The organism is Microcoleus sp. bin48.metabat.b7b8b9.023, from assembly GCF_013299185.1.
GTDB lineage: Bacteria > Cyanobacteriota > Cyanobacteriia > Cyanobacteriales > Microcoleaceae > Microcoleus.
Genome location: NZ_JAAFKG010000065.1, coordinates 19,712 through 45,002 on the forward strand (window position 1 = coordinate 19,712; position 25,291 = coordinate 45,002).

The 25,291-nt window shown below is 46.6% G+C and carries 24 protein-coding genes, 1 tRNA gene and 1 pseudogene; 10 read left to right on the top strand and 16 right to left on the bottom strand.

The window, feature by feature from the left end:
* Nucleotides 1-294 precede the first annotated feature (294 nt).
* The 6 genes from moeB to QZW82_RS27365 all read right to left on the bottom strand — a co-directional run bounded on the left by moeB (nucleotide 295) and on the right by QZW82_RS27365 (nucleotide 6,172).
* Entirely contained in the window at nucleotides 295-1,464 is a 1,170-nt protein-coding gene (moeB, locus tag QZW82_RS27340; RefSeq protein WP_293155819.1) for a molybdopterin-synthase adenylyltransferase MoeB, read from the bottom strand.
* Between the two features lie 79 nt (nucleotides 1,465-1,543).
* Nucleotides 1,544-2,023, bottom strand: coding sequence for a M67 family metallopeptidase (locus tag QZW82_RS27345; RefSeq protein ID WP_293155821.1), 480 nt, complete (start codon nucleotides 2,021-2,023; stop codon nucleotides 1,544-1,546).
* 206 nt (nucleotides 2,024-2,229) lie between these two features.
* Entirely contained in the window at nucleotides 2,230-2,457 is a 228-nt protein-coding gene (locus QZW82_RS27350) for a ferredoxin family protein (protein WP_293155824.1), read from the bottom strand.
* A gap of 245 nt (nucleotides 2,458-2,702) precedes the next feature.
* Nucleotides 2,703-3,938, bottom strand: a complete 1,236-nt coding sequence (locus tag QZW82_RS27355) for an ATP phosphoribosyltransferase regulatory subunit (RefSeq protein WP_293155827.1) — start codon at nucleotides 3,936-3,938, stop codon at nucleotides 2,703-2,705.
* A gap of 350 nt (nucleotides 3,939-4,288) precedes the next feature.
* Nucleotides 4,289-5,254 (bottom strand): DnaJ domain-containing protein, encoded by a 966-nt coding sequence (locus QZW82_RS27360; protein ID WP_293155830.1) that lies wholly within the window; start codon nucleotides 5,252-5,254, stop codon nucleotides 4,289-4,291.
* A 102-nt stretch (nucleotides 5,255-5,356) separates the two neighbouring features.
* Entirely contained in the window at nucleotides 5,357-6,172 is an 816-nt protein-coding gene (locus tag QZW82_RS27365) for an inositol monophosphatase family protein (RefSeq protein WP_293155833.1), read from the bottom strand.
* Here QZW82_RS27365 and QZW82_RS27370 point away from each other — a divergent pair.
* A complete protein-coding gene (locus QZW82_RS27370; protein ID WP_293155836.1) occupies nucleotides 6,158-6,349 on the top strand; it encodes a hypothetical protein in 192 nt (63 codons plus the stop codon). The genes QZW82_RS27365 and QZW82_RS27370 overlap by 15 nt on opposite strands.
* A 182-nt stretch (nucleotides 6,350-6,531) precedes the next feature.
* On the opposite strand, the gene QZW82_RS27375 is transcribed toward QZW82_RS27370, so the two are convergent.
* The gene (locus tag QZW82_RS27375; protein ID WP_293155839.1) at nucleotides 6,532-7,047 is read right to left on the bottom strand and encodes a thermonuclease family protein; all 516 of its coding nucleotides are present in this window, start codon (nucleotides 7,045-7,047) and stop codon (nucleotides 6,532-6,534) included.
* A 162-nt stretch (nucleotides 7,048-7,209) separates the two neighbouring features.
* Nucleotides 7,210-7,578, bottom strand: a complete 369-nt coding sequence (locus QZW82_RS27380; protein ID WP_293155842.1) for a 2Fe-2S iron-sulfur cluster-binding protein — start codon at nucleotides 7,576-7,578, stop codon at nucleotides 7,210-7,212.
* A gap of 214 nt (nucleotides 7,579-7,792) precedes the next feature.
* Here QZW82_RS27380 and QZW82_RS27385 point away from each other — a divergent pair.
* From QZW82_RS27385 to QZW82_RS27395, 3 genes and pseudogenes are all read left to right on the top strand, one after another.
* Nucleotides 7,793-7,877 (top strand) — tRNA-Ser (locus QZW82_RS27385).
* A gap of 352 nt (nucleotides 7,878-8,229) precedes the next feature.
* Nucleotides 8,230-8,792, top strand: a pseudogene (locus QZW82_RS27390) (IS1 family transposase); the annotation flags it as partial.
* Nucleotides 8,793-8,943: 151 nt separating this feature from the next.
* A complete protein-coding gene (locus tag QZW82_RS27395; protein ID WP_293155894.1) occupies nucleotides 8,944-9,195 on the top strand; it encodes an IS1 family transposase in 252 nt (83 codons plus the stop codon).
* 280 nt (nucleotides 9,196-9,475) lie between these two features.
* On the opposite strand, the gene QZW82_RS27400 is transcribed toward QZW82_RS27395, so the two are convergent.
* The 3 genes from QZW82_RS27400 to QZW82_RS27410 form a co-directional block, all read right to left on the bottom strand.
* Nucleotides 9,476-10,570 (bottom strand): ArsA family ATPase, encoded by a 1,095-nt coding sequence (locus QZW82_RS27400; RefSeq protein ID WP_293155845.1) that lies wholly within the window; start codon nucleotides 10,568-10,570, stop codon nucleotides 9,476-9,478.
* 239 nt (nucleotides 10,571-10,809) lie between these two features.
* Nucleotides 10,810-11,010, bottom strand: coding sequence for a DUF2862 domain-containing protein (locus QZW82_RS27405; RefSeq protein ID WP_293155850.1), 201 nt, complete (start codon nucleotides 11,008-11,010; stop codon nucleotides 10,810-10,812).
* A gap of 41 nt (nucleotides 11,011-11,051) precedes the next feature.
* Nucleotides 11,052-11,279: a hypothetical protein gene (locus QZW82_RS27410; protein ID WP_293155853.1), complete on the bottom strand. Its 228-nt coding sequence runs from the start codon at nucleotides 11,277-11,279 to the stop codon at nucleotides 11,052-11,054.
* A 403-nt stretch (nucleotides 11,280-11,682) separates the two neighbouring features.
* Here QZW82_RS27410 and QZW82_RS27415 point away from each other — a divergent pair, with 403 nt between their 5' ends.
* On the top strand, nucleotides 11,683-12,789 hold the full coding sequence (locus QZW82_RS27415; protein WP_293155856.1) for a FecR family protein: 1,107 nt from the start codon (nucleotides 11,683-11,685) through the stop codon (nucleotides 12,787-12,789).
* A gap of 56 nt (nucleotides 12,790-12,845) precedes the next feature.
* On the top strand, nucleotides 12,846-14,660 hold the full coding sequence (locus QZW82_RS27420) for an adenylate/guanylate cyclase domain-containing protein (RefSeq protein ID WP_293155859.1): 1,815 nt from the start codon (nucleotides 12,846-12,848) through the stop codon (nucleotides 14,658-14,660).
* A 207-nt stretch (nucleotides 14,661-14,867) separates the two neighbouring features.
* Here QZW82_RS27420 and glsA read toward each other — a convergent pair whose 3' ends face one another.
* Both glsA and QZW82_RS27430 read right to left on the bottom strand, forming a co-directional pair.
* Nucleotides 14,868-15,791: a glutaminase A gene (gene glsA, locus QZW82_RS27425; protein ID WP_293155862.1), complete on the bottom strand. Its 924-nt coding sequence runs from the start codon at nucleotides 15,789-15,791 to the stop codon at nucleotides 14,868-14,870.
* Nucleotides 15,718-15,981, bottom strand: coding sequence for a hypothetical protein (locus tag QZW82_RS27430; protein ID WP_293155865.1), 264 nt, complete (start codon nucleotides 15,979-15,981; stop codon nucleotides 15,718-15,720). The genes glsA and QZW82_RS27430 overlap by 74 nt, the downstream gene beginning before the upstream one ends.
* A 264-nt stretch (nucleotides 15,982-16,245) precedes the next feature.
* On the opposite strand from QZW82_RS27430, the gene QZW82_RS27435 reads away from it, so the two are divergent.
* On the top strand, nucleotides 16,246-16,596 hold the full coding sequence (locus tag QZW82_RS27435; protein ID WP_293155868.1) for a hypothetical protein: 351 nt from the start codon (nucleotides 16,246-16,248) through the stop codon (nucleotides 16,594-16,596).
* Here the strand turns inward: QZW82_RS27435 and QZW82_RS27440 are convergent.
* The 3 genes from QZW82_RS27440 to QZW82_RS27450 all read right to left on the bottom strand — a co-directional run bounded on the left by QZW82_RS27440 (nucleotide 16,593) and on the right by QZW82_RS27450 (nucleotide 20,270).
* Nucleotides 16,593-17,579 carry a YdcF family protein gene (locus tag QZW82_RS27440; RefSeq protein WP_293155871.1) on the bottom strand — a complete coding sequence of 329 codons (987 nt, stop codon included), beginning with the start codon at nucleotides 17,577-17,579 and terminating at the stop codon, nucleotides 16,593-16,595. The genes QZW82_RS27435 and QZW82_RS27440 overlap by 4 nt on opposite strands.
* Nucleotides 17,580-18,079: 500 nt before the next feature.
* Nucleotides 18,080-19,567 carry a polyphosphate:AMP phosphotransferase gene (gene pap, locus QZW82_RS27445; protein ID WP_293155874.1) on the bottom strand — a complete coding sequence of 496 codons (1,488 nt, stop codon included), beginning with the start codon at nucleotides 19,565-19,567 and terminating at the stop codon, nucleotides 18,080-18,082.
* A gap of 499 nt (nucleotides 19,568-20,066) precedes the next feature.
* A complete protein-coding gene (locus QZW82_RS27450) occupies nucleotides 20,067-20,270 on the bottom strand; it encodes a hypothetical protein (RefSeq protein WP_293155877.1) in 204 nt (67 codons plus the stop codon).
* 54 nt (nucleotides 20,271-20,324) lie between these two features.
* On the opposite strand from QZW82_RS27450, the gene QZW82_RS27455 reads away from it, so the two are divergent.
* The 3 genes from QZW82_RS27455 (at nucleotide 20,325) to QZW82_RS27465 (ending at nucleotide 25,143) form a co-directional block, all read left to right on the top strand.
* Nucleotides 20,325-21,284, top strand: a complete 960-nt coding sequence (locus QZW82_RS27455) for a GNAT family N-acetyltransferase (RefSeq protein ID WP_293155880.1) — start codon at nucleotides 20,325-20,327, stop codon at nucleotides 21,282-21,284.
* Nucleotides 21,285-21,627: 343 nt separating this feature from the next.
* A complete protein-coding gene (locus QZW82_RS27460; protein ID WP_293155883.1) occupies nucleotides 21,628-24,711 on the top strand; it encodes a CHAT domain-containing tetratricopeptide repeat protein in 3,084 nt (1,027 codons plus the stop codon).
* A gap of 6 nt (nucleotides 24,712-24,717) precedes the next feature.
* Nucleotides 24,718-25,143, top strand: a complete 426-nt coding sequence (locus QZW82_RS27465) for a hypothetical protein (RefSeq protein ID WP_293155886.1) — start codon at nucleotides 24,718-24,720, stop codon at nucleotides 25,141-25,143.
* Nucleotides 25,144-25,291: the final 148 nt, after the last annotated feature.

Below are 25,291 nucleotides of genomic sequence, written 5' to 3' on the forward strand. Positions count from 1 at the left end.
TACTTGCACCAATTATTATATCTTAAAAAAGCCTCAAATGATTGCAGAGCAATTATTTGAGGCTTTGAGGATTCTGAATTCTTTTGAAATTAAATCCGATCGAATATCTGCGGAATGTGGGTTATAAGAATATTCGGGCTAAATTTAAATAAACCCGGCGGTTGAAACCGCGTCTACACAGACGAAACCAGCCTCCGCGGGTTGAAGATTTTACCTCTTCGTCCACGGAGGTGGACATCGTTTGTGTAGCCGCGATTTCCAATCGCCGTGAATTCTAATCGCCTTTAAAGTGATTTAATATTGAGGAACAGAAGAATCTACTTCTTGACTCCAAGCAGTAATCCCGCCCTTAACATTAATTCCCTCAATTCCGGCTTCCTTCAAAATGCCCAAAGCCTTCGCAGAACGGCCGCCCATTTTGCAATGTGCAATCAAGCGATGTCCGTTCAACAATTCTTTGACTTGTTGAACACCTTGGCCGTGTTCGATATCCGGTAAAGGAACCAAAACTGACCCAGGAATTTGAGCAATTTGATACTCGTTAGGATTGCGAACATCTAACAAGACAAAATCCTTGGCGCCACTGTCGATTAACTTTTTAAGTTCGGTGACAGTCATTTCAGGAATTTTCTGTTGTTCTGCTTCCTCGGCTTTAGCTTGAGGAATGCCGCAGAATTGTTCGTAATCGATTAACTTGTCAATTACCGGGCGCACAGGATTCGGCCGCAATTTCAGTTGGCGGAATGTCATATCTAAGGCGTTGTACAGCAACAATCTGCCGCTCAAAGTTGTACCTTGACCTAAGATGATTTTGATAGCTTCCGTGGCTTGAATGCAGCCAATGACTCCAGGTAAAACTCCTAAAACGCCGCCTTCCGCACAGGAAGGAACCATTCCAGGAGGCGGGGGTTCTGGGTACAAATCGCGGTAATTCGGGCCGCCTTCGTAGTTGAAAACTGTTGCTTGTCCTTCAAATCGGAAGATGGAACCGTAGACGTTGGGCTTGTTCAAAAGCACCGAAACGTCGTTCATTAAATAGCGAGTCGGAAAGTTGTCCGTACCATCGATGATGATATCGTAGGGAGTGGCAATGGCGATCGCATTTTCGGAACTAACGCGAGTCTCGTACAAATCAACTTGACAAAAAGGATTGATTTCTAAAATCCGATTTTTCGCCGAATCAATCTTCGGCTTCCCAACCCAAGAAGTGCCGTGAATTACTTGGCGCTGCAAATTGGAATGGTCTACAACATCAAAGTCTACAATCCCAATGCGGCCAACACCGGCGGCTGCTAAATACAGCAGCAGCGGCGAACCGAGCCCTCCCGTACCGACGCAGAGCACGCTAGCTGCTTTGAGACGCTTCTGCCCTTCCAATCCAACTTCTGGCAGGATCAGGTGGCGAGAGTAGCGTTCGTATTCTTGTTTGTTGAGCTGGATCTCGTCCAGATTAGGATTTAGCATGATATTCTGTTATACGCCGATTTTGAATTACATCCTATCTGAATCTTTCCCATTTTTGCGTGTTTGTTGTGTTTAGTAATTATTTCTTAATCTGAGTCGGTTCGATCGCGATAATTTCCTCTGCTTGAAAGTTTCCCTCTGCGTCAAGACTCCAACTGCAGAGGTCTTCTGAACTGCCTTGCCGCACGGACACTATGATGTAAGAGTATTGGGCCCAGGCCATTTTGCGATCGCACTCCGAAGGCACTGCGGGACAATCTGGGTGAGAATGGTAGATGCCGACGATCTCTAAATTGCGATCGCGCCCGTGTTTCATCGCCCGCAACATATCTTCAGGCTTAATAGCATATCTGCGTCTTTCTGTCAATCCTGTTTGTTCGGGCCAATTCTCCTGGGCTTGGGCACTCCAAGCATTGTCAGCCGGCCAAACTTCTACTAAAGTTTTAATATCGTCAGTGATTGTACCTAACAATAAGCCGCAGCATTCTTCTGGATAAGTGCTTTCGCCGTGGCTGCGGATGGATAATATTTGTTCGGGGGTGAGTGCGATATTTTGCATTTTTTATAGGCTTTTTTTAACGAACCGCGAAGGCGCGAAGGACGCGAAGGAAGAGAGGAGAAGGGAAGGGAAAGTTTTTATATAACTAATGTTAAATAAACCCGGTTTCTTTTTATAAATCTTGAGTTTATTAACGAAGAATTCCTGAAGAAACCGGGTTTATAATGCCGTGCGTAAGTGCTGGGCTATTTAGCTTTCAATTGCTATTAAGTCGGAGTTTGCTGCAATTCGGGACGTTCGTCTGGGACGATCGCATTTTCGACAGGACACACCTGCAAACAAATGCCGCAGTCTATGCAGGTATCGAAGTCAATCCAAAACCAATCAGTGCCTTTGACGTTTTTTCCTGGCCCGGGGTGAATGCAAGCAACCGGACAAGCGCCGACGCAATCAGCAACTCCTTCGCAGATATTTGTAACGATAGTGTGGGCCATGTTTCTATTTTAGATTTTAGATTTTAGATTGGACATTATATCATGTCTTTCTAACTACAACTGTACAATCGGTTCGTAGTGAGGACTTTAGTCCTCGGATTTTATGCGGACTGAAGTCCTCACTACGAACTTTGTTAGAATTTGATTCTTTTGGTTTTTTGCGGACTAAAGTCCGAAGGATCGAACCGTTTTTATTGCTGGTAATTGGTTGGACGCGATTTTAGGAATTAGGTTTCAAATCAATCCTAGTTTACTGTTTCAATTGTTGGGACGCCTTCGGCATTTATCCAAGCAATTTGACCGATTCTGCGATCGCGCGCGTATTCCCTGGCTTCCTCTTCTGTCTCCCGACTCTCCAAATCTATCTCCACCCGCACTAGGTGACTGGACTCTCGGAGTTTGCGGGCATAATCGAAGGCAGCCGCCACTGCTTCTGGTGTTTGAGCCACTACCAACCATTCGCTAGCTGCTGTCTCTGTGGGCAACTGACCCTCTGTCAGCAAAACTTGGTGCAAATCTTCAATATTCAGACAAAACCCGATGCCGGGGGAATTTTGCCCTTGGGGGTCGAACAGTCCTAGCAGTTGGTCGTACCGTCCGCCTTGTCCTAATACTCGCTGTCCGCTCTTGCTGCTGCTGACAACTTCAAACACTATTCCAGTGTAATAGTCAAAGGTTTGAATTAAACTCAAATCGAGGTGGATGTGAGATTTCAGATTGGGGATTTTTGCTTGACATTTTTCCAGCAGTTCGATCGCACTTTTGAGTTCATTTAATGCGGCTTGCTGCGGCACATCTAAATCCAGCTTCGCCACAATCTCCAATACATCTTCTGGGCGGCCGCGCAAGTCAAATAACAGCAGAGCTCTTTCTCGCAATTCGTCCGACAGTGGCAAAGTTTCCAAGGCTATGCGATCGAGATTGGCGATCGCCGATCGCACTTTTTGGCGCACGTTTGGCCCAAACGGTTCTAGCAAACTTGCAGTTAAGCCCGCTTCTCCCAGCACCAAATGCCAGTCATCTATTTCTAAGTTTTGCAAGCACTCAGACAGCAGCAGCAGCACTTCGGCATCCGCAACGCTGCCCCCCGCACCCAACAGTTCTACCCCCGCTTGATAGAACTCCTGTTGCCCGCCTGAACCCGTATCTGAGCCTTTGCGGAAGACATTGGCGTTGTAGTAGAGGCGTTGGGGCTGCCAATTTGTCCCGGACATCCGCATAGCAGCCGCCCGGGCGATGGATGCTGTCAATTCCGGCCGCAAGCCGAGTTCTCCATCCTCGGCGTCTTGGAGTTGAATTAAGGTCGATCGGTCGATCGCGCCCCCAGCCATCAACGTCTCCAGCCTTTCTAGAGTAGAAGTAATAATCCGGTGATAGCCCCAGCGGTGAAACACCTGCTGCAAGCGCCGTTCGATCGCGATTTTTTGAGCAACGTCAAGGGGCAATAAATCTCTTGCACCCGATGGGGGTTGGTGAACCATATCAATTTTAGATTTTAGACCTTATATTTTATACCAATTTCAAAAAAGAATGCGATTTCAGGCAAGTTCCCAACTCTCACCAATTAATTATTCCCCATTCTTTAATTGAAAATCCTATTTGATTGGACTTAGAAGCTTGGCTTTAAAAGGCGTTGTTAAAGTCGAACGCCACCACCCTAACATTCGACTTTAACAAATTAAAGTATCAACAATACGCTTGGGTTCGGAAGACCGGGCGCTTGAAACCGCCCTATTATCTTTTCAACGATGATTCAAAACTGACAACTGAACAACTAAGAGGGCGGACACGCACCATCCACCGCCCCTACCACAGGTCAACTGACAACTTATCATTTCTTCTTCCCGCCAAACAAACTTGCAAAAAATCCCGGTTTCTCCTGATCTTTTTTATCCTTTGCGGAAGCTTGTTCCAGCTTTTTCTTCACCTCCAAAGCCGTCGGTTCTTCAGAATTTGATGCCAAAGCTTTTTGCACCTCAAGTTTTGCCATTGTGGCTTGATTTTGTTGAAAGTAACACATTGCTAACAAACCGTGAGCTCTGCTGTGTTTCGGTTCGCGCTTTACGGCTTCTTTCAACTCCAAAGTTGCTTTAGCGTAACTTTTGCTCTCCATGAATCCTTGAGCTCGGACACAAGCTCGATCTGCCAGCGAGTCGTGATCGACTATGGGTTTGGTCGGTGGTGGTGGAGTTGGGGTGGCTGGGGTTGATGGTTTTGTTGCTGTGGTAGTTTGGTTTGTGGCTGTTGCGGGCGAATCAGTGCCAACCTCACAGCCCACGGGCTCTTTTGGGCGCACACCGGTGCCAACCACACCGCCAAGGCGCTCTTTTCGGAGCAAATAAACCATGTTTAGTTCGCTAATTTGATCGATCGCATCTTGGGCTTCTTGAACCGACTCGTACTGCTTGAGAGCGAGTTTGCCAACTGCTGTTTTATAAGCTTCTTCCAAATCTTTAGCGGTAGCTAACTCTTTGGCTGCTGCGCTTTCGATTTGCATTTTTGCTTGTTCTTTAGCAACGCGCTTGGCGATGGCTGCTAATAGCAGGTTGTATTCTTTGCGATCGCTTTCCTTAGAGAATTTGTTGTAGGCGGGATTGACCACTTTTGACAAAAATTGGTTGGCCCAATCTTTATCCGCTTGGTCTTCAAAAGAGCAAGTATCCGAATGCAAGCGGCGGGCGATTTTCATGTAGCGCTTGCGGATGTCGTTAAACTCGGCATCTAAGGGAACTCCCAAAATTGCGTGCTGATCTGTAAACTCGTACTTGAACAGCCCTTTTGTCATTTCAAAAGACATAACTTTTACTCTCGCTTTCCTGACCTTTGACTATTCTTTAATGTAGCTTGACTTCAGGGGTTGTGACCCCCGTACTATCCCTGAGTCCTTGCTGTCGAAGCGTTACCTCCAGGAAGATAAGGGCGGAACTGAAAGCAATGCACCGCTGAGTTCGGCGTGTATTTTGCCGTTTGTCGCCAAAACCCGACCCGAGCTCATCTCAAAGGCACCGCCGTCATAGGCTGTAACTTGACCTCCGGCTTCAGAAACGATGAGTACACCGGCTGCTACATCCCAAGGGGAGAGTCCCCGTTCCCAGTATCCGTCCAATCGCCCGCAGGCTGTATGTGCGAGGTCTAGGGCTGCGGAACCGCTGCGCCGCACGCCTTGGGTAAGGTGGGTGAGGTGACAGAATTCGGCATAGTTATTGTCTGCTGTTTCGCGCCGATCGTATGCAAAGCCAGTCACTAGCAAGCTGGTTCTCAATTCTAAACTTTGCGAAACTGCGATCGGCTTGCGGTTGCAGGTTGCCCCCAATCCTTTGCCCGCTCGAAATAATTCGTTATGTAAAGGGTCATAAATTACGCCAATTTGTGGTATGCCGTCGATTAAAAGTCCGATCGACACAGCGTAAAAAGGATATTGGTGAGCGTAATTAGTTGTACCGTCCAAAGGGTCGATCGCCCACAGGTATTTGCTAGTTGCATCCCCTAATTTGCCCGATTCTTCAGCGAGGATGGCGTGTTCGGGTACGAAGCGGCCCAGAATTTCTAAGATGACGGCTTCTGAGGCTTTGTCGGCTTCTGTGACTAAATCGCCCGATCGGCCTTTTTCTTGAACATTTTCTAATTTGCCGCAGAAAGATTGCAGTACGGAACCTGCGGCGAGGGCTGCTTCGGTGGCTATTTCAAGGAAGTTTTGCAGTTGATTGTCTATCATTGGGAAGGAAGAAGGAAGAAGGAAGAAGGAAGAAGGAAGAAGGAAGAAGGAAGAAGGAAGAAGGAAGAAGGAAGAAGGAAGAAGGAAGAAGGAAGAAGGAAGAAGGAAGAAGGAAGAAGGAAGAAGGAAGACGCGAAGGACACGAAGAAAGACGGAAAAAAGAAGAGGGAGGAATAATCTCAATGAAATGACTAATGACTAATGACTGCTGTTCGCTCTTCGGGGACAGCACTCTTGACTACTGTCAACTGATTAACGCTGTCAACTGTCAACTGTCAACTGTCAACTGATTAATGCTGTCAACTGTCAACTGTCAACTGTCAACTGATTAACGCTGTCAACTGTCAACTGTCAACTGACTATTTCCGATTTTGCTGTCGGAATTCTGCGGGAGTTTGGCGCAAAGCTCGTTCTGGATTCCACAGGCCTTTACCCATGAGTCTCGCCCATTCTTGAGCGTTGACGAGACGCTGTTGATATTTGGTATTGCGCGATCGCACGGAGGCCAAAACGTAACCTTCTTTGACTAGCAGTTCGTTGAGCAAAATTTTATCTTGCCACAAATACGCTAGTTTGCGATCGAACTGGTCTTTCTGTTCGATGTCTGATTCTAACAATACCTCTTTCCCCCCAATTAGCTGTTCTAATCTTTGTTTCGCTGCTTCTCCCCAAGGCTGCTGTTTTAAATCGGGTGCATCAATCCCAATCAGCCTGATTTGTTCTAATAAGGCGATTTTGTCGGCTGTACTGATAACTTCGATGGTTTGGCCGCTGATAGCCCTTTCTACTTTGGCGATCGTACCTTGGGGCATTTCTGGTTTTTGGCAGCTAGCTAGCAACACGCAAAGGACGATCGCAAATAACCGATAAAGCATTGGGAATTGGGAAGTAGTAATTGGAGAATTAGGCGAAGCGTAGCTGAGGAAAAATCAAACTATTATGTTTCCGAAATAAACTTTTTTCCAGTGTAGTGCTGTCCCCGATCGCGATCGAACATTCCCGATCGGGTTATAATTCCGATTTAACCGGATTTGCTCTCATTCTTCATCCAACGGCAAACCGACTTTCACTTTACCCTTACCGAAATAGCGGCCGAATTGCAATTCGTACACTTCATCTTCGTCTTGCGTCTCTACCTCAATATTAGAACGGGGATAGCAGACGCATAGCAAAGCATAACCCTCTTTTTGCAGTTCCACAGAAAGTCCCATTGCTTCAGGCTGGTGCAGTTGTCCCGACTTGACGCGCACCGCACAGGCTGTACAAGCGCCGTTGCGACACGAAAAGGGCAATTCCACGCCTTGGTTTTCGGCACTTTGCAGGATGTACCTGTCTTCGGGTACTCGCACAGTGTGGCGATCGCCCGTTTGTCTGTTATGAATTTTAATTGTGTAGGAGCGAGTCATAGGGATTTTAGATTTTAGATTTTAGATTTTAGATTGGACTTGGGAGACAAAATCCTTGATATGAAAGCGTTTGCGACACAGGGCAGCAGAATTTTACTCGCCCGTTTAACACCATACCCACATTAAACAACAAATTTATGCCGTTACCCCTTCCCAAATCAGATTTGTTCTGCTAAGATAGTTTAGCTGTGGCTGAATGAATTCATTTAGCCCTGGAGAGGTGGCCGAGCGGTTGAAGGCGCACGCCTGGAAAGTGTGTTTAGGGCAACTTAACGAGGGTTCGAATCCCTCCCTCTCCGTTAAACAAGCTGTTTAGGCAAAAACAACAGCTTGCAAAAAATCTCTGGTATGAGATAAATATTTCAATTCGATCGCCCCTGAGTTTTTTTGATAAAGCCTGGGGCGATGCCTTTATATTTTTGAGTGTAAATTAGCAGTTGTGACGGATCGGGCTCCCATATTCGGTACGTTGTTGGGCTTTAGCCCTCTTAGTGTTTAATGATTGGCGTTGCTTAATCAGGGCATGAAAATGGATAACTTGAAAGTTCACCTATATTAACTGACTGGCTTGTTCATTTGGCGTTGCTGAACTATGGTATGATAACACGATCGTCGGAGTGTCAAAAATCACACACATTTAAAAGAAATATTATGCAATGCCCGGAATGTCAGTCAACCCATATCAATAAAAATGGTCACAAAAAAGGCAAGCAAAATCATATTTGCGTCAGATGTAAAAGACAATTTATAAATGATTATCAATCTCAAAAAGGATACTCGGCAGAAGTGAAACGCGAATGTTTAAAAATGTATGTTAATGGCATGGGTTTTCGAGCCATTGAAAGAGTCAAAAATGTACATCATACTACAATTATTAATTGGGTAAAACAAGCTGGAGAAATCTTGCCAAATTGTTACGAGGAGAGAAACGACTCCTTCGGAAAGAGAATTAGATGAGTTACAAACATTTGTCGGTTCAAAAAAAAACTTGCACCTGGCTGTGGACGGCGGTAGACCATTTTAAGCCAGGTATTTTAGGATGGGTTTTAGGAGACCATAGCGCCAAAACTTTTGAACCACTATGGGAAATTGTTAGTAAATGGAACTGCTACTTTTATGTGACAGATGGCTGGAAAGTTTACCCAAATTTTATTCCGGAGGGAGACCAAATTATTAGCAAAACCTATATAGCGGTTTTCACAAAGATTCGCGGACGTTGTTGGGAAGAGAGCCCTCTTGGTTTAAGCGGTTATATAAGCTGTCAGTTATACCTCATCTTTTTGAGAAAGGCTATATAGCGGTTTTCACAAAGATTCGCGGACGTTGTTGGGAAGAGAGCCCTCTTGATTTCAGCGGTTATGTAAGCTGTCAGCCATACCTCATCTTTTTGAGAAAGGCTATATGACCAGAGTTGAGGGTGAAAATACAAGACTCAGACATTACTTGGCTCGACTAAAAAGAAAAACTCTTTGTTATTCTAACTCGTCACAAATGCTAGAACATTCAATTAAATTACTAATTCATTATCTGAAATTTGGAGATGTTCCAATTCCCAATCAAAATACCAGAAATCATTTTCGGCTCCAATCTCGAATTTTTTCTGGTCTCATACCCTGATTCAGCAACGCCGATAAATTGTATAGGGTGCGTCGCTGTCAGATTTTCAATCTTTAGTTCGGTATTCTTCATAGCGACACACCCTACAACTCGGCGGTTGAAACCGCGTCTAGACAAACGAAGTCTGCCTCCGCAGACTAAGAATTCTACTTATTTCCAGGCTCTGCCTTCAATTATCGTCCACAATCGAGGTAGAGCCTCTAAACATCGGTTCCCAGGCAGAGCCCGGGAACCAGGAAAAAGACTAAAGTCTTTACTACAAACGATCTTGTTTCTTACCCTAAAAAGAAACAATCAAGTAACCGTTCTGGAATTTAGCACCCGTGACAGATTTGCCAGTTAGCGCCGGAGGAAGCAAGATATTGCGCCGCTGATCGCCCGCTTCGATCGTCACTTCCGGCCCAGATTGAATCAATTTAATTTCTTTCTTGTCAAACCCAGGCAAAAACAAACTAACTAGACGCTGTGCAGTGTTGATGTTAATTGGTTTAGGAGCTTTCCCAGCTTCAGAAAAATCTGGCAAAGCATCAATTAGGGGCTGCCAATTATTATCGCTGTGGGCCGGCACAGAAACAGCCGTCAAAGGCTCAAAATCAGCAGCAATCGTTTCTGTAAGCGGTGCTTGATTGACAATCACACCGCCCACAGTCAAACCAACTTGTTGAGAACTTCCCCACAAATAGCGGGCTGTGCCGATCGCACTTGCATCACCAGTCGTCACCAAATAAGCCGCCGTGCGGTTCGGATCTGCCAGCGCTTCCTTACCCTTATCCAACAGATTATCCACTTGCTTGGTAGATTGAAAAGCATTGTCTCCCGACATATCCACTGTCAACACGGTACTAACAACCGGTTGAATAAAAGGCGACAAAGCTTTCCCCAAATCCGAATCTACCAACGCTTGACGGAAGCGACGGATGTACCAGCTCAAAATTTCCGGCATTCCCAACATCCGCAGCGTATCCATGCCGCCGCTACCGTCATACACAATGACATCGTATTGTTTGCTGTCGTCGTATTCCCGAAGTTCGTTCAACGCCAGCGCGCTGTCCATCCCCGGTAAAACTCCCAATTCTTGCCCGTAAATCTGCTTGAAAAACGGTGTGCGAACATATTGAGCTTCTAGTTGTTTAATTTCGTCCCACCTGCGTTCTAGCAGCGGCGCGCTTTGCACCTGAACTGCTTTGAAGTTGGGGGCGATTTCCTGTGGCGTGGGAGTTAGGGGGACTCCTAGCAGAATACCCAATGCAGGCCCCGGATCTTGGCCGAGTAGCAGAACTCGCTTGCCTTGAGCGGCATATTTTTTAGCTGTTGCGATCGCGATCGTGCTGCGGCCAGTGCCGCCTTTGCCCAAAAATGTCAAAATCAAAGCCATTTTCTGTTCTCAGTGCCAAAAGCTTACTACTTAACATTTAAGCGCAACGACCATCGAGATTGGGAGAGTATGACAGTTGACAGTTGACAGTTGACAGTTGACAGTTGACCTGTGTTAGGGGCGGTGCTAAGAGTGCCCGCCATCTCTTAGTTGTCAGTTGTTGTGGGTAGCAGCTAACAACTCACACATCAGGAATCAGAAAGAACAACTACCTACTGCCTACTGACAACTGCCTTCTGTTAAACGGCTTCTAGCTCATCTTCAAAGAACCAAGTCGCAAAACCGTCAAACTTGACAACCACGCCTACTCCGCTGCCATCAACCATTCTGAATCCGTCAACAGTGCCTACTGGATTTTCCTTTATCTTGCCCACCATATTTGCAGGTATCCGATCTCTGAGACGGCGTACCTTAACTCTCTGACCTACTTCTATTGCCACTGAAATTGTTCTCCTGCTCTACATAACTTATATACAAGCGTTCATTTTACCGTTTGGCGGTCTCGATCGAGCAGCAACACCACCGGGCCCGATCGCCCGCCATGATTTTCCAGCGAAATTTTCGATCGAATTTCCCTAAAAGACGGTATTCTAGTCGGAGTTGCTCGATCTTTGCCCCCTTCTCGCTCGGCCCAGCCTGCGTTGGTTGCACAGGCACAAGCTCCACTCCCAAAGCCAGCCGCACCACTTATATAATTATTTTTTATCACTTCCCAAAGGGAATCTTTTTATTAATTGCCACAACTACAGGATTTCTTCCCAATTATTCATCCTTCCGGCCGAAGCCAAAAGACCTTTACTAGCAGTAATTAATTTTATGTTTGCTATATATAAATATTCGCTCTTTCCTATTGAGAGCGGCGAAAACTCTTGTTCTGCAAGACTCTTGGTCTGGGGAACCCAAAAATCACACATCAAATCTGAGGAAACTGCCTCGTTGTAACAGTTTACTAAATTTTGACAATAAAAAGAAGATTTAATGGTAAGCTTTCTTGCTGATAAAGCTTATTTTGGCTGCTGTTTTATGGCAAAAAAAATGGAACGATTTCCGGATTTAAGAAGTCTAATAAAGCAAATGAAGTCTAAGAACTTCAACATGACAAAATAGAAAATATGAATAAAATTTTTACTTGCTGGCGATCGACCAAAATTCCACTCCTAAGTTTGTCCTTAGCTGTGCTGGCAACTCTTCCAGCCTTTCGCCCTACGATCGCCAGTCCGCTGTCTCCATCCCCCAAACAGCAGTCAAACCCTACTAAAATTATCTCGGTCGATCGACCGCCAGTACCACCAACAGGCTCAAAGTCTCCAAAATTTCCGGTAATAGCGGCAGCCAATCCATCCCCAACCAAGACAATCAACGCTCAGGGAACAGCGACAGGCCGATCGCTAGAAATTCAAGAAATTCGCGGTACAGTCACCTTTAAAGGGCGGCCCGCCGTCGTGGGCGATCGGCTCCTCGCCCCCGGAGACGAAATCATCACCGGCACCGATTCCACAGCCCGCTTAGCGATCGACAACAACACCGGCATCGTTGAAGTTGCCGAAAAAACCGCAGTTAGAATATCCGATTTGTCAAGCACTTCAGGCGAAAACGACACAGCTATTTTTGTCAGCAGGGGACGAGTGAGATTGTCGATCGGCAAAACTGCTGCGCCCACGGCCGCAGCTCAAACCTCAGCAATTATCCTCCCGATCCAGATTGCTGCCTTAAATACCTTCAGCGGACTTGCCGAAACCAGTCAAATTGCCCAACAAAAAAAATCTCCCAGAACCGCCCCAGTCAGAGTTGAAACCCCCCAAGGTGTCGCCGGAGTCAGGGGTACATCCTTTGGCGTCAGCGTCGGCCCAGACGGCAAAACCGGAGTCGAAACCATTGAAGGTTCAGTCGGAGTATCTGGCAAAAACGACTCCGAAGTAGTTGTCAACCGCGGTAACGCCACGGAAATTTTCCCTCAAACTCCCCCCGCACCGCCATCAGCCAGCCCTCGCTTAGCCGAACTCAAAGTCCGGAGTTTGTCGAGACTCGGTGGGAATATCTATCGCCTCAGCGGTCAAATTAACCCGATCGACATAATTTATGTCAACAACCAAGCCATTAAGATCGATCGAGAGGGAAAATTCAAAATCCAAGGAATTTTACCTCCCAGCCGCCGCCTCAAAATTGTAGTGAGAGGATCGTCTGTCAGAGAAAAGCATTACAACCTCGCAGTTCCCTAAACAACTCCAGGGCGAACATCAACATCGAATGTCAATTATTGCGTAAAATTAATTGAATGAAGTTCAAACAATTGATCGAGCATCTGAAACACAATCAACTGATTGGCATCCGGCAATATCTCATCACAAATCCTCCCTGGCTGACAGGTGCCGCAGCAGGAATAATGTCTGTCGCCATGCTGCAATTGGGAATGTGGAAACCCCTTGAATATTTGGCATACAAAACCCTATTTCAAATTCGAGAATCGGGAGTTTTGCCAAATCCGGGTTGGGATGAGAGAATTGCGGTAATTGCGATCGAACCCCAAAGCTTGCAGGAATACGGTCAATTTCCGTGGCCGCGCAATCGCTACGCCGCCCTGCTGTCAGCTTTAAAAAAATTTCCCCCCACAGCAGTTGGTTTCGACATTCTTTTCCTCGATCCGAGTCCGAAAGATGAAATGTTAGCGAGTGCGATCGCCACAAATGGCAAAGTTGTACTCCCAAGAACCACCCAAGAACAACCAGTAGTATCTTTAAAAGCAGCCGCCGCAGGTGTCGGACATATAATGCACGAACCCAACAGCGACGGCGTTAGTCGCGATTCAAAAATATTTCTCGACTCCATTCCTAACTTCGGTTTAGTAATGACTCAGAGGTACAACGCTGCTAACCCGCAAAATCCTGTATTGCTGCCGCAGCCACAAAATATGCAGGAACAAACAGTCTGGGTTAACTGGCCCGGGAAAACACAAAATCTGCGTACCTATGCTTTTGTGGATGTTGTAGAAGGTAGAATTCCTGAAAATGCTTTAGCTGATAAATTAGTCTTAGTCGGCCTAGTCGCTACGGGTTTTGACCAGATATCTACACCTCTGAACAAGACTACTGCTGGGGTTTATTTATATGCAGCTTTAGTTGACAATTTGCTCAATCAGCGCTTGCTAAAGCGACTGCCCGCAGCGCTAGAAATTTTGTTATTGTTGGGGATTGGCCCCCTTACTACTTCGGTGCTGTGCAACCGAGGTGTTAAAGCAAGAATTGCGATCGCCCTTGGTTTACCTGTAATTTGGGTTACGGCTGCTGCTGTATTATTTGGCTACTATTTTTGGTGGCTTCCCGTTGCCGCACCCATCGGCACCCTCATTTTATCTGGTACTGCTTTACAAGTGCGGGAACAGTACGAAAAACAGCAGTTGATGAGGTTATTTGAAAAACACGTTGCCCCCGAAACTGCTAAACTTATTTGGGAACGCAAAGCAGAGATATTTGAACAGGGAGAACTCGAACCTCAAGAACTGACAGCAACTGTGCTGTTTATGGATATTCGCAGTTTTACTTCAATTTCCGAAAAAATGCGGCCGCGGGATTTGCTCACCTGGCTGAACCATTATTTGGAAGCGATGACCGACTGTATTATGGATCACGGCGGCGTTGTCGATAAATACATTGGCGATGCAATTATGGCAGTTTTTGGCGTGCCTTTTTGCCATACAGAATATCCCGAAATTCAACAAGATGCTTTAAATGCCGTAGCAGCTTGCATCGCCATGCACGAAAAGCTGCACAAAATTAACGAGCAGCTTAGAATTGACCGCAAACCTTTAATTAAGTTTGGCATTGGTTTGCATACCGGACAGTTAGTTGCCGGCAGCGTCGGCGGTTCCCGGCGTTTGAATTATTCTGTCATCGGCGATGCTGTCAATGTTGCTGCTAGATTGGAGGCGATGAATAAGGAAATTGTGTCTGACAGTCCTTTTAATTTGTTGGTGACGGGGAGAACTTTTGCTTACGTGCGCGATCGCTACGAAGGGCAAAAAGTAGGAGCGATTCAATTGCGCGGCAAAAAAGAAGAAACTGTCGTTTATGCTATTTTGGGCGAAAAGCATTAGTCAGTTGATAGTTGACAGTTGACAGTTGACAGTTGACAGTTGTTATTGGTTATTGGTTATTGGTTATTGGTTATTGGTTATTGGTTATTGGTTATTGGTTATTGGTTATTGGTTATTGGTTATTGGTTATTGGTTATTGGTTATTGGTTATTGGTTATTGGTTATTGGTTAGTTGCCATGCCCCATGCCCCATGCCCCATGCCCAATTTAATCAAAGACACTCAGCCTTAGAGATTTAGCTATTCGTTCCAACAGAAACAAACCGCCGACAGAATTTCCCTCTTTATTCAAAGGCGGACTGTAAGAGCCGATCGCCCCTTCGCCCGGAATAACCGACAACAAAGCCCCGCTAACTCCCGACTTAGCGGGAATTCCCACCCGCAGCGCAAAGCGGGCCGATGCTTCATACAAACCGCAAGTAGCCATCAGTGCTTTCACAGTGCGACAGTTTTCCGAGATCGCTTCACCACCATTTACCAACACCATTCCCAGCTTCGCCAAATCTTCTACACTTCCCGACAAACAGCAAACGCGATTGTAGGTTTCTAACGCAATTTCCGAGTTTTGTAGATAACCAGATTCCACCATTGCCAAGGCAAGATCCCAATTTTTTTGATTAGGCATTGCATTCACTGAATCGAGCATTAACTCGTCAACAAATAACTGACTTTTTGCCTGTTGGTTCAGCCAATTTCGCAGGTTTTGACAGCGCACCACCGCATTTTCACCGGGAATTAAAGACGCTAGGGCGATCGCCCCGCTATTAATCATCGGATTTCTCGGCTTCCCTCGATCTCTTTCGAGTTGAGCCAGGGAATTGAAAGGAAGTTCCGAAGGCTCGCAGCCCACGCAGTCAAAAACTGCTTTTTCGCCCAATTCGCACAGCAAGTAAAGCAAGACGAAAGGTTTGACTGCGCTCATCAGCGGGAATGTGGTAGCAACACTGCCCCAGCTCAAAATTTGACCGTCAATTGACCGAATTTGCACGGAAAACCCTTGTCTGTCGGCTTTGGCAAGAAGAGGTACGTATGCGGGGACTTGACCGGATTTACTGCGATTAATTGCCTCTGTTGCCCAAGCTGCCAGTTGTTCGAGTTGCAGGGAAGATAGTTTGCTGGTGGGTGTGTTCACTTTCAGTTATTTCAATATTTGCGATCGCCCTTTTGAACCAAAAACCCGGTTTGTGAGGTGAGGCAAGTGCGATCGGTCGATCGCAATAAAATCGGTTCGTAGTGCGGACTTCAGTCCGCATAATGCGGACTGAAGTCCGCACTACGAACATCGTTACCGCCTGCGGGCAGCTAATCAATATTATTGACAAAATTTTCCTAAAAATTCTGTACTTTGCATAAAAACCTCCCTTTCACCCAGATAGATAGGTAGCAGCATTAAGGCAGGGCTGCTACCCAAAATCAACAAGCACTAGCTTGAAATGCCTTCAACTTCTTATTTTTAATCCCCAATCAGGGGCGGGGTGCATATTTAATTTAATTTTTTCAGAGTTCGCGCAATCCTTTCCGGAAAACCCCCGAACCTCTGAGAATCTACTATCCAATCGGATCTACTCAAACCCAGGATAAAAAAAATGGCAGACGAACCGAAAACAGATGCAGCAGAAGCACCAAAACCCGCTCCGATGATTTTTAAGGGTGTCTGCAAGGACGGAGTTCTCAAAGGCAAAGAAATTGAAGGCAAATTAGATATCAAAGTAAACGTTGAATCTGTTAAAACCGCAGAAACACCTCCAAAAAAATCCAAGTGGGAGGAGCCTATATTTTGGGCGGTGTTTTTATTAACTGCCAACTTTGCCGTCGGCGATCCCGCCGGAATGAGAAAATACAGCCCCCCACAAAGGTCTCATTCTCAGCAAATGTTAAACCAATCTGGGGAGCAGTCGGTGTTGCCTCAAAAAAACACCACCAACTTGCCGCTTTAGGCTCTGGGAGCCTGCCAGCCACGCAAATAGTAATAAACAGACCCGAAATATTCATCGAATACTCGTGTCGTAGTTACCAAAGCTTCTGCACTGGGCAGGAAATCTGCCGCGTCTAAGCGCAGTTTGGAATGCCCTCCTGACACTGGCTGGTAAGTGTAGAAGTCCGTAGCTCTAGGAATCACCTGGATTCCCATATTCGCAAAAGCGAGGCTGGCACGCCGCATCTGAATTGCAGATGTTACCAGAATTACTTTGCGCCCGACGCCGCGGCTGTCGAGGATCTTTCTCACTTCCTCGGCGCTGGTGCGTATGTTCCTGCCATTATCGTCGAGAACGATATTGTTGCGAGGCACGCCCATGTTGCTTGCCAGCAAAGTCTGGATATCTTTAGCTTCGCCAGTATCATTCTGTAAATTTGCTCTGGGCCCAGCACTAACAATCACCAAAGGTGCTAGTTCTTTTTTGTACAAAACAGCAGCATAGGGCAAGCGATTGCCTGTGTCTGTCAGTTGAATTGCTTCTCGGTTAGCGTTGTGACTGTTAGTCGTTCCCTTGCCCAGCAGGACGATCGCCGCTGCTGTTTCGTCGCAGCAAACTGTGCGGGCTGCGGCATCTCGTTCTGCTTGATCTGCGAACCAATAAGCTACCACTGGCATACTCGACAGAATCAAAACCAGCAGCGCAGCCAGGATCATTCTCGGCGCCGGGTTGCGGATGCCCCCGTTCGTGATCAGCGCCGATGCAATCACCAACAGTGTGATCGAAAAACCTAGCGGCTTAAAGAAGAAAGCTATTAAGCCGAAAATCGCTGCTCCGACTGGCGTGTCTGGGGCAAAAAAAGCGAGGAACAAAAGGCTGATCAGCAGCAAAACGCGCAGCCGGTCTATTAACGGATTGTCTTTGCCTCCTGATTGATCCCACCACGATTTGATCAGTGAGAAGAGGAGGAATAGAAATAGAATGCGAGCGAATAGTTCAGGCATCTTGCAATATTCTGTGTCTTCATAAATTAGTACGGAAGTGTGGAACGAGCGCTAATTTAGCTGCGGTAGGAAATGCCGGCATCGGTTGAGTTGGGTTGTTAACTTTGGCCGATCGCACAGTCCGATCGCATTTCTGAGAAATGCTCTATTCCGGTCAGCTATCAACTATTGGTTGCACGCAAGGAGATCCCGCTACTTCCAGTCAGTCGATTTTAAATTTTAGATTTTAGATTTTAGATTGACTCCACAGATGAATCTAGGAGCTTGCACTTTGGTCTAAAATTTTAGGCTCTCCACACTCATAGCGTCGGGGGGTTGTACCCGTTTTGGGGCGGGTCACAGATTGCTGACAGATAATTGGTAATCGATAGTTGGTTAAAGGTCGATCGGTAATTGATAATGGATGGAGCCGACGGCCGGTCAAATTGACTTGGCAATCTTGCCTGCTTTATGCTGCCTGTATTTTTTCCATTACCTGTTACCCATTCACCAATCCCAATTTATCGGCGTTTCAGTTGATTCCGAATTGCCTGCGTTACCGTTTGAATTACTTTAACACGAGCATAATACTTGTTATCGGCCGCAATTATAGTCCAGGGAGCTGACGGGGTGCTGGTGCGCTGAACCATTTGATTCACCGCCACTTCATAATAATTCCACTTTTCGCGATTCCGCCAATCTTCAGGAGTGAGTTTGTATTGTTTAAATGGATTTTTTTCTCGCTCTGTAAACCGCTTTAGTTGCTCGTCTGGACTGATGTGCAGCCAGAATTTAACTACGACACAACCGAAACTGGTGAGTTGCTCCTCAAATTCGTTAATTTCCTGGTAAGCTCGGCGCCATTCGGGTTCGGTGGCAAATCCTTCCACTCGTTCGACCAGCACTCTACCATACCAACTGCGATCGCAAATGCTGATTTTACCAGCAGTCGGCAACCGCCGCCAGAACCGCCAGAGGTAGTGGTGAGATTTTTCTTCATCCGTGGGGGCAGCAAACGGATTAACGGTGTAACTGCGGGGGTCTAGGATGTCGGTCAAGCGTTTGATCGCGCCTCCTTTACCGGCGGCGTCCCAACCTTCAAACAGCACTAACACGGGGATTTCATCTTCGTCGATGCTTTGTTGCAGTTTGCCAAAACTGGTTTGTGCTGCGCGAAGTTCCTCTTTGTATTCGTCTGGCGACAGCGATTGAGTCAAATCTACTTGGGCGAGCAAATCCGGTTCAGTGGGTGCCAAGCTTTCTTGAGGCGGCAATTTCAGTGGCGTAGATTGCGTGGGGAGTCTCTCTAGGGCTTCTGTAATTGTCGCTGCCATTTGCGTTAAAACTTTGACTCTCGCCCAGCGCTGACAGTCGCCTTCTACTAGCGTCCAAGGTGCCGGGCCCGTGCCGGTTTGAGTTACCATTTCTTCGGCCAAAGTTTTGTATTCTTGGTATTTTTTGGCTTGTTTCCAATCTTCGGGCCGCACTCGCCAAGCTTGTAAGCTGTCGTCTTCTAGTTTTTTGAGCCTGTGCTTGAGTTCTTTTTTGCTCAGGTGAATCCAAAATTTGGCAATTGCCGCGCCGTCATCTACCATCTGCCGCTCGAAGGCGTTGATTTGCCTGATGACTGTCGGTACTTCGGCGTCAGAAACTCTCTGGAACAATCGGTCTTCTAAAACATGAGTGTACCAACTGTGGTAGAAAAAACCAATCCGCCCTCGCGCCGGCAGTTTCTCCCAAAACCGCCACAGGAAAGGATAGCCCATTTCTGCCTCTGACGGCGGCCAAATCGGGTGGACGGCAAACCCCCGCGGATCCATGTACCCCACCATTTTTTTGACCAGGGCGCCTTTGCCGGCGGCCGCCCAGCCTTCGAGTACAATTATTGCGGGCAGTTTTTTTTCCCAGCAGGCTAGTTGGAGCGATCGCAACTGCTGCATTAAAACTTCGATTTTGGCATCATAGGTTTCTTTGTCCAAGGAAATATCTAAATCGAGGTTGTCGAGCATATTGACCTCATGCAAATCCAAGAAAGCAGTTTAACGTTAGTTTAACGTTAGGATAAAATTAAATCTTCAAGTGCCACAAAAAGTTATAAAAACTACACTTATGCCCGGTTAAAAGTGCAGTCCTTCTCTAGCCCAATCCAGGCGACCGTTAATACAAACAAAACTCCCCTCACCTCAAACTTGCCAAAAAAAACCTGAGCGGTTATAGTTGAAATAGGGAACTTTTTAAGAGGTTCAACTGCTCCCCTCCCCCAAGCAGGAGAGTTAACAGGAGCAGCAACAAATCCCTGCAACAGGATTTATTGTAAGACAGAGCCAAAGTAAAAATAAACTACCCGGTGGGGGTGAAAACTTCTTTACTTAGCTGTATCAAATTTATTTAAATCATAGTTAATCGAGCATCAGCCTTGATAACTTCCAGGGCGCTGCTTGCCAACGTTGGGCGCTTCTCGGATCGGCAACTCAAATACAAAACTAGTCCAAAAGGGCAAACCAATTTTTATGATTGCGCTATGAGATAAAACCTGAAAGCCTGGGTGATATAAACAGGTCTCTGAGTTTTATCAACACCATTCTCAACAACTAAAAGCTGTGGAACAGGCATCTTGCCTGTTACCGACATTTGTGCAAAATGTTCGTTTGTGGAACAGCCATCTTGGCTGTTACCGACATTTGTGCAAAATGTCCGAATTACTGTACTCATTTGCCCATACCAATTAACAGGAACAGTCCGAATTTACGGATTGCAAAGTTTTCTATGAATATCTTGACAACACGCTCCTACAAAGGCAAAAGTGACTGGTGTGCGATCGCAAATTTAATCGATGCTTGCGAAGCAGTCGATGGAGTCGGCGAAGAAGTATCCGCTAGCGAAGTAAAGCTTGTACTCGACGCCCCCACACTCGACAAAGCCCGCGACGTACAGTTGTGGGAAGACGGCAACTACAGACTAATTGGTTTAGCACTTTTAGATATGCCCGATTCCCAGGATGAAATAGACGGCTGTCTCTGGTTTTACGTGCATCCAAAGGCGCGGGGCCAAGATTTGGAAAAAGATATCATTAAATGGGGCGAAAAGCGCCTGGGCGAAGTCTCGAAACAACGGAATTTGCCCGCGAAATTGCGTACCTACAGTCGGGAAGATGAAAGCGACGAGATGCGGCTGTTAGAGAAAGAGGGCTTTGAAGTCGATCGCTATTTTCTCACAATGGCGCGATCGCTCGCCGAACCAATTCCCGCACCCGAATTTCCCGCAGATTTTGCGCTGACGCACGTATCCGGGGAAAAAGACATCCAACCCTGGGTAGAAATGTTCAACCAGTCATTTATCGATCACTGGAACCACCACGATTTAACTGCCGAAACCGTGCGATACTGGATGCAAGACGAGAATTATCAGCCAGAATTAGATTTAATTGCTGTTTCGGGCGATCGTAAATTTGCAGCATTTTGCGACTGTCAAATCAAACCCCAAAAAAACCCTCGCAGCGACGCAAAAGACGGTTGGATTGAACTATTGGGTACGCGGCGCGACTTTCGCAAAATGGGCTTAGGAAAAGCAATGCTGCTAGCTGGTTTGCACACCTTAAAAGCGGCGGGTGCAAATACAGCTAAACTCAGCGTCGATGCCGACAGTTTGACAGGTGCAACAAAGCTTTACAAATCAGTCGGTTTCCGCCCGATGGAAACTTGGCTGTCGTGGGCTAAACCAGTTTAAAACAAGGTTGGTACTCAAGGCTATATCCCCGACTTCTTTAATAAGTCGGGTATCTAACATGAATTGAAGAGTGTTTTTAATGCTGTAGGGGCGGGTTCACCAACCATCATCGCCACCAAAAAAACAATCTCGAAAACCCGCCCAACCCAACAAATAATATCAATGTACATTCAAATTTATGGTGTGGTGGGGGCGGGTTTTTATATATTGTTGGTCATCATTATATATGGTTGGCGAACCCGCCCCTACGACATTTGGTAATTAAATCGACATCAACGCGCCAAATCTACATTCACCCCCAAAATCTGCTACAATCACCAACAACACATCACCCACCCAGCCAATGATCCGACAAATTTGGCAACGCATCCTCAACCTGTGGCGGCAAATTCAGCGGCGATTCCGCAAACCAGCACCACCACCGCCCCAGCCAACTCCGATTCGCTCTTTTGGGGAATACGAACAGAAATTCATGGAACTATTGGAGGGTGTTGAACAAGGCTGGAGTCGCGGCACAATTCAAGGCTTTTTAATCGGTAGCAAAATCAATGATGCTGAGTGGGTAAACTGGCTGCAAGAATTTGGAGAAAGGTTGCTGGTATCGCCGGAAAATCATTTAGAGTTGGGTGGGCGGATGGTGCGGCTGGGTGAGATGAATTGCGGGAGAATTAGTGAGGTTGCTGGGAATATTGGTAGGCAATTGTTGTTGCGGGAGAGTTTGATTCGGACTCCTGTGGAGGAGAGTTCGCAGATAAGCGAAGATACTGTTCCTCCATTGTTGGCAAGGGAGAGTGGAAGTGTTTCTTCTACGGATAATTCAGTGGGTGATTTATCGGCTGTAATTGAAGATATTTTGAGATTGTTGGGAAGGGAGAGTTTGAGTGTTTCTTCTACGGATAATTCATCTGCTACTAACCAATCTGATTCTACTTCGCAAGCAAAATCTATAGAAAGAGAAGTCAGTCAAGAGGCTATAGAATTATATAGCGAAGGAGTCGATCGCTATTATGCAGGAGATTTAGAAGGGGCGATCGCAGCCTTCGAGAAAGCCTTAGAAATTGACCCCAAATTCCACGGTGCCTGGTACGGGCTGGGCAATACCCTAAATGATTTGGGCCGCAACAGTGAGGCGATCGCCGCCTTCGATCAAGCCTTAGAAATTAACCCCAAATTCCACGAGGTCTGGAACAACCTGGGCAATGCCCTAAATGGTTTGGGCCGCTACAGTGAGGCGATCACAGCCTTCGATCAAGCCTTAGAAATTGACCCCAAATTCCACGCTGCCTGGAACAACCTGGGCGCTACCCTAAATGATTTGGGCCGCTACAGTGAGTCGATCGCAGCCTTCGAGACAGCCTTAAAAATTGACCCCAAAAGCCACTTTGCCTGGAACGGGCTGGGCTCTACCCTAAGAGGTTTGGGTCGCAACAGTGAGGCGATCACCGCCTTCGATCAAGCCTTAGAATTTACAGGCGATCAATACTGGATGGCTTGGGAAAATCGAGGTTGGGCATTTTTCAACTCAGGCCGCTACAGTGAAGCCATTCAAAACTGGGATGAAGGCTTACAGAAATATCTCCCCAGCAACCACGACTATCGCCTCGCTTGTGGCAATTTGCACAATCAAAAAGGCAAGGCACACTACAAACACGGCAAACAAACATTCACATATTTTGAATCATTCCACAAAGCCAAAGCCAGCTACGAACAAGCCCGCGAATTCTTGAAATCGCCCCTCATCCCAGAAACTTATTTAGAAGTAATGCAAGGCTTAATTACCGTCTGCCGCAGCTTGGGAGATCCCAAAACCAGCGAGTACATTACCGAAGCTACTACCGTCTTAGAAAATCTAATTTTAGACAATGAAACTCACCCCGAAATCAAACAGCGACTCCAGCGCAAATTTGCCGGACTTTACCAACTAGAAGTCGATATCCTCGTCGAGTCTGGCAACAAAGTAAATGCCCTGGAAAAAGCCGAATCCCGGAAAAACTTTTGCCTGCAATGGATGCGCGCCACTTCACAAAACCGCACCGCCAGCCCGACTTATCCCCAAATCCGAGATTTACTGACAAATAACACCGCAACCGCGATTATTTACTGGCATCTCAGCCCAGTTTCCCTGACAGCTTTTATCATTACCCCAGACAAGTTTGAAGTTATCGCCACACCAGTCACCGATATATTCGCAAAACGCGACAGTCACAGTTTAGAAAAATGGCTAGAAAACTGGAAAACCAACTATCAAAATTACTGCCAAACTACCAACAAACAGCAAAGCAAAGAATCCCATCCCTGGCGCGAGTCAATGACAGCGCAATTGCCACAACTCGCTGACATCCTGAAAATTCCCGAAATTTGCACGCACCTTACGGGTATTGAACACTTAATTTTGATTCCCCACCGCGATTTGCACCTGTTGCCGCTAGATTCCCTGTTTCTGCCCTTGGAGGGGGTAGGCACGGAGGGGGTAGGCACGGGGGCACTACCCCTACGGAATCCTGGTGGGGTAGGCACGGAGGGGGTAGGCACGGGGGCACTACCCCTACGGAATCCTGGTGGGGTAGGCACGGAGGGGGTAGGCACGGGGGCACTACCCCTACAGAATCCTGGTAGGGGCAATCCCCCCGTGGTTGCCCCCATAATCCGTTCGATTACCCGCCTTCCCAGTGCTCAAATTGCCATTCAACAGCAACAGCAAACTCCCACGGAAATTGAACCGAATTCAATGCTGATGGTAGAGCACTCCCAAGGCAAAAGCGCCTTAAAATTCACCCAAATCGAAGCAGCCGCCATCAGTCAAATTAACCAAACTAATCGCGCCTCCAATGCAGCCACCAAAACCGCAATTATTCAAGCCCTAAAATCCAATAGTGGCATCTTTCATTACACAGGCCACGCTTACCACAACACCGAAAAGTCCGAGAATTCCGCCTTACTTTTAGGCACCGGCGAAGAATTGACATTAACCGACATTTTACAGTTAAAATTAGTCGATTATTACCTAGTCTGCCTCAGCGCTTGCGAAACCGGCATCACCAAGAAAGGCGAGTTAATCGATGAATTTGTCGGCATAGCCAGCGGCTTTTTGCCGGAGACTAACTATATTATCAGCACTCTGTGGCGAGTGGACGAACGTTCTAGCGCTTTGTTACTGATTTATTTCTACCAGTTATGGAAGCAGGGAATGCAGCCGCCGATCGCCCTGCAACAAGCGAAAGATTGGCTCCGAGTGCTCACGAATGGTAAACTGGGTGAGTGGTACGCGGGCGAGTTGTTGCCTTTGCTGAGAAAGGCTGAGTTTAAAAGCATATTCTTCTTTGAAATGGAAGCTTCGCGACTGCAAGAAAATTTAGATATAATAGATGAGAAACCCTATGAGCATCCTTATCACTGGGCTGCTTTCACTATCACCGGCAACGGCTAAAATATTATGACTTCTACACAAGTTACTTTATCGGGATTCGATCAGTTTGCGCCGAAAGCTTTTTTAATCTCCCTCGCGAGATATGAAGCACCTCTTTCGCCTGAGTTGATAGCTGAAGTGAATGAAGTTGGCGAGGCTTTGGTGAATGGTGAGTTAGAAAAAGCGTCTGCACTTATTAGTATAGCTGAAAAAGATGCGGCTTTTTATGAAGATTTCAAGAATGCTTACAAGGCGTTGCAGACACTTGATGAGTCGGAGGAAAAGAATAAGTTTATGGCTGAGTTGGATGAGAATACTCCGCCGCGAGAGACTGATGATTATAATAATTTTTTAGCGCCTCCTTTGACTAATTCTAATCCGCAGAGTGTTGCGAAGCGGTTGTTGGGAAAGGCTACTGATTTGGTGGAACGGGTTTATCGGTTGAGGTTTTGATTTGTCGGTATTCCATTGGCCACCCGGCGGTTGAAAGAGACTGTTGGCGAATGTCTGAGGGGTAAAACCCCTCAGACATCGCCATGCTGAAATAGGCAAAATGATTGTGCGACCATACACCATATTAAATAATTTATTATGACTCTTC

Coding starts and splice junctions, on each gene's coding strand:
- QZW82_RS27420 (WP_293155859.1), top strand. CDS start 12,846: ATGAAGTTCAAACAATTGATCGAGCATCTGAAACACAATCAACTGATT.
- QZW82_RS27350 (WP_293155824.1), bottom strand. CDS start 2,457: ATGGCCCACACTATCGTTACAAATATCTGCGAAGGAGTTGCTGATTGC.
- QZW82_RS27365 (WP_293155833.1), bottom strand. CDS start 6,172: ATGATAGACAATCAACTGCAAAACTTCCTTGAAATAGCCACCGAAGCA.
- QZW82_RS27455 (WP_293155880.1), top strand. CDS start 20,325: ATGAATATCTTGACAACACGCTCCTACAAAGGCAAAAGTGACTGGTGT.
- QZW82_RS27460 (WP_293155883.1), top strand. CDS start 21,628: ATGATCCGACAAATTTGGCAACGCATCCTCAACCTGTGGCGGCAAATT.
- QZW82_RS27400 (WP_293155845.1), bottom strand. CDS start 10,570: ATGGCTTTGATTTTGACATTTTTGGGCAAAGGCGGCACTGGCCGCAGC.
- QZW82_RS27345 (WP_293155821.1), bottom strand. CDS start 2,023: ATGCAAAATATCGCACTCACCCCCGAACAAATATTATCCATCCGCAGC.
- QZW82_RS27450 (WP_293155877.1), bottom strand. CDS start 20,270: ATGAGTACAGTAATTCGGACATTTTGCACAAATGTCGGTAACAGCCAA.
- QZW82_RS27415 (WP_293155856.1), top strand. CDS start 11,683: ATGAATAAAATTTTTACTTGCTGGCGATCGACCAAAATTCCACTCCTA.
- QZW82_RS27360 (WP_293155830.1), bottom strand. CDS start 5,254: ATGTCTTTTGAAATGACAAAAGGGCTGTTCAAGTACGAGTTTACAGAT.
- moeB (WP_293155819.1), bottom strand. CDS start 1,464: ATGCTAAATCCTAATCTGGACGAGATCCAGCTCAACAAACAAGAATAC.
- QZW82_RS27380 (WP_293155842.1), bottom strand. CDS start 7,578: ATGACTCGCTCCTACACAATTAAAATTCATAACAGACAAACGGGCGAT.
- QZW82_RS27465 (WP_293155886.1), top strand. CDS start 24,718: ATGACTTCTACACAAGTTACTTTATCGGGATTCGATCAGTTTGCGCCG.
- QZW82_RS27440 (WP_293155871.1), bottom strand. CDS start 17,579: ATGCCTGAACTATTCGCTCGCATTCTATTTCTATTCCTCCTCTTCTCA.
- QZW82_RS27435 (WP_293155868.1), top strand. CDS start 16,246: ATGGCAGACGAACCGAAAACAGATGCAGCAGAAGCACCAAAACCCGCT.
- QZW82_RS27375 (WP_293155839.1), bottom strand. CDS start 7,047: ATGCTTTATCGGTTATTTGCGATCGTCCTTTGCGTGTTGCTAGCTAGC.
- QZW82_RS27355 (WP_293155827.1), bottom strand. CDS start 3,938: ATGGTTCACCAACCCCCATCGGGTGCAAGAGATTTATTGCCCCTTGAC.
- pap (WP_293155874.1), bottom strand. CDS start 19,567: ATGCTCGACAACCTCGATTTAGATATTTCCTTGGACAAAGAAACCTAT.